Below are 2923 nucleotides of genomic sequence, written 5' to 3'. Positions count from 1 at the left end.
AAACAAAGTTTTCAAAAAAATTAAAAATATTATCAAAAAAACTATTTGAGGTTCTTCATGCTTAGTTACGAGGGATTTACTTTACTAATTATGCTATTTATTTTAGCTCCTATTATGGGAGCTATTGCTTTATTATTTTTGTTTATCTTTGAAAAAAGAATTGACTTACTTGAAAATAAAAATAGAGAAATTCGGTTAGAACATGCATTACAAGAAGCTCAATACAATAAATTAAATCAGCAAATTCAACCGCACTTTTTATTTAATACACTTAATGTCATATTAAGCCTAGCGCGTTTAAATCGAACTACGGAATTAATCCGGGCCCTAGAAACGTTCTCTCAATTTTTAAGATTTAAATATAAATCATCCGAGCCCTTAATTCCGTTAAATCAAGAAATACAATATACTCAATATTATTTAGACATTCAAAATCTAAGGTTTGGAGATCGTCTTAAAACACAGTTAGATTGTCCAAAAGATTTATATAATGCGCTAGTCCCTCCTTTTATTTTGCAAACCTTAGTAGAAAATTCATTTAAACACGGTTTAGAAAAAAAGGTTGGAGAGGCTTTACTGCATATTCGATTTTATCAAGATTCCGAGCTAGTCTGCTTAGAAGTAATTGATAATGGTTTAATGGGAATGACTAATTCTTTTTCTAATCAAGAAGGCCATGGATTAGACAATATAAAAAAGAGATTACAACTATATTTTGGTAATAGTGGACATGTACTGATTACTTCAAATGAATCAGGAACAAATGTTAAGGTCGTTTGGCCACTTATATATGAGAGTAAAGGAGGGAAAATAAATTGAATGTATTATTAGTAGATGATGAACCATTAGAGCTTGAACAGATGGAATATTTGATAAAAAATATGTTTCCATTATGGAAGTTTTTTAAAGCTGCTGATGCATGCCAAGCAATCACAATTAATCAAAATCATAAAATTAATATTGCTTTTCTAGATATCAATCTACCAGGACGCTCAGGACTAGAGTTTGGTGAAGAACTTAGAGCACTAAATAAAGACGTTGATATTATTATGGTTACAGCATATCAAAGTTTTGATTATGCCCAACAGTCAATCCGAATCGGAGTACTAGATTATTTAACAAAACCTATTATAGAAAGTGAATTATATAAAGTTTTATCTAAATATAGTGATACCGACACATCAAACCAATATTCTAGTTTAATACACCAAACTCTTTTATATATTCATGATCATTTCGCTGAAAAACTTTCTCTTTCTGACGTTGCTAGAGAAGTTCACACGAATCATACTTATTTAAGTAGAAAATTTCACGAAGAAGTCGGTGTTTCGTTTTCAGAATATTTAATAGACTATAGAATACAAGCAGCCAAGCGATATTTAACAAATAATCCAAATTGGAACATATCCGATGTAGCAGAAAACTCAGGCTTTAATAGTCAGCATTACTTTAGTACTTTATTCCGCAAAATTGAGGGCATTACTCCAAAAGAGTATCGTGAGAAAGGAAAATAAACAGTGAATTCACGTTCATTTAGAGAATACGTACAAGGTCCTATTCAAATTGGAATGGGAATGGGAATTATTTCTCTCTTGGCACGTTGGGTAACAGGAACTACGATATTATCTTCGCCAGAATCAATGATTAAATATGGCGTATTTGGTGGAATCGGATATGCATTTTTAGGTGCGATTGCTTTATTTGTATTTAGTTTTATCGGGAAAAAGGTTCGACAGGAGTACCCAGATGGTTTAACAATTGGAGATTATTTGAAGAAGAAACTACATCCACTTGGTTATTGGATTATGATTTGTATTTTAATATTAACTAGTTTACACATATTATATATACAGTCGATGACTGCATCTACGTTATTTCATTTTCTTTTTAATTTACCGTTGTACATAGAAATAATCATTTTTATAAGCTTTTGTGTACTTTTTGCAGGTTTTGGTGGATTAAAGATGATACATGGATTAGCTGGATTCCAAGTCATTACAATGTTTGCAGCGGCAATTTTAATTCCGTTGTATTTTTTCGTAAAAGAGGGCGTTCAACCCGTATATGATGGGATTAAATTATACCATCCATACATGCTAGTCATTGATCATTACGATTTATGGGGTTTTCTATTTTCAGGATTATTAGTAGGATTTGGTCAGTTTTTCTTTGACATTACTTCATGGCACCGATTATTTATGATTGAATCGAAAAAACTTCCTTTAACATTCTCAATATCCGGGTTAATATGGTGTATTTTCCCCCTTTCATTTTCATGTCTTTTTATTATTGTTATATTTACAGGTGGATTTACAGATATTCAATCAATTTTAGTTGGTTTAGCAAATAAAATTACAACACCATTCTTTTTCATACTTTTCGTTTTATGTGCATTTAATGCGATTACATCAACATTTGGTGCGGTTTTACATTCTCTTTCTAGCTTAATTATTATCAATATAATTGAGCCATTTCACACGATAAAAAATGATCAAAGAAAAATAAAACTTGCTTATCTTCTATCCGTGATAATTGGGGCGATCATCTTTTTCGCTACAATTATTCAATCAAAAAAAATTATTGAACTATTATTTTACTCAGGAAATGTATATTCTGCATTGTTATTTCCAATTTTAGTTATTGTCTTTAGTAAAGGTAAAGTCGGTAATTACATTCCAATTAGTATTGTAATCAGTATCATACTTTCCTATATTGTTCAGCCATATGTAGGTGAATTTCAAAGCATTTGGTTGAGTTTATTATTTTCTATTGTAATTATTATTTTTGGTTTTACAATCCAGTTTTTTAGTAAGAAAGAGTCTGTAAATATGTCATAAGGAGAGCTAATCAGTTGACTTGATTAGCTCTTTTTTATTTTGAAGTATTTATTAGCTGAAAATTTCAGTTTTAAATTGCTTAAAAA

3 protein-coding genes are annotated in these 2923 nt (G+C 30.1%); all 3 read left to right on the top strand.

What is annotated here, in order from left to right; all coding sequences use genetic code 11:
- Positions 1 to 57 precede the first annotated feature (57 nt).
- From CN514_RS24250 to CN514_RS24240, 3 genes are read left to right on the top strand one after another with little or no spacing between them, the layout of a single operon-like run.
- The gene (locus CN514_RS24250) at positions 58 to 819 is read left to right on the top strand and encodes a sensor histidine kinase (protein ID WP_098234759.1); all 762 of its coding nucleotides are present in this window, start codon (positions 58 to 60) and stop codon (positions 817 to 819) included.
- Complete coding sequence (locus CN514_RS24245) at positions 816 to 1514, top strand: response regulator transcription factor (protein ID WP_098234758.1); 699 nt, start codon at positions 816 to 818, stop codon at positions 1512 to 1514. Before CN514_RS24250 ends, CN514_RS24245 begins: the two co-directional genes overlap by 4 nt.
- Before the next feature lie 3 nt (positions 1515 to 1517).
- Entirely contained in the window at positions 1518 to 2837 is a 1320-nt protein-coding gene (locus CN514_RS24240) for an SLC5/6 family protein (protein WP_098234757.1), read from the top strand.
- Positions 2838 to 2923: the final 86 nt, after the last annotated feature.

It is taken from the genome of Bacillus sp. AFS001701 (assembly GCF_002559405.1).
Classification (GTDB): Bacteria; Bacillota; Bacilli; order Bacillales; family Bacillaceae_G; genus Gottfriedia.
This window is presented reverse-complemented; position numbering and strand designations above follow the sequence as displayed.

Coding starts and splice junctions, on each gene's coding strand:
- CN514_RS24250 (WP_098234759.1), top strand. CDS start 58: ATGCTTAGTTACGAGGGATTTACTTTACTAATTATGCTATTTATTTTA.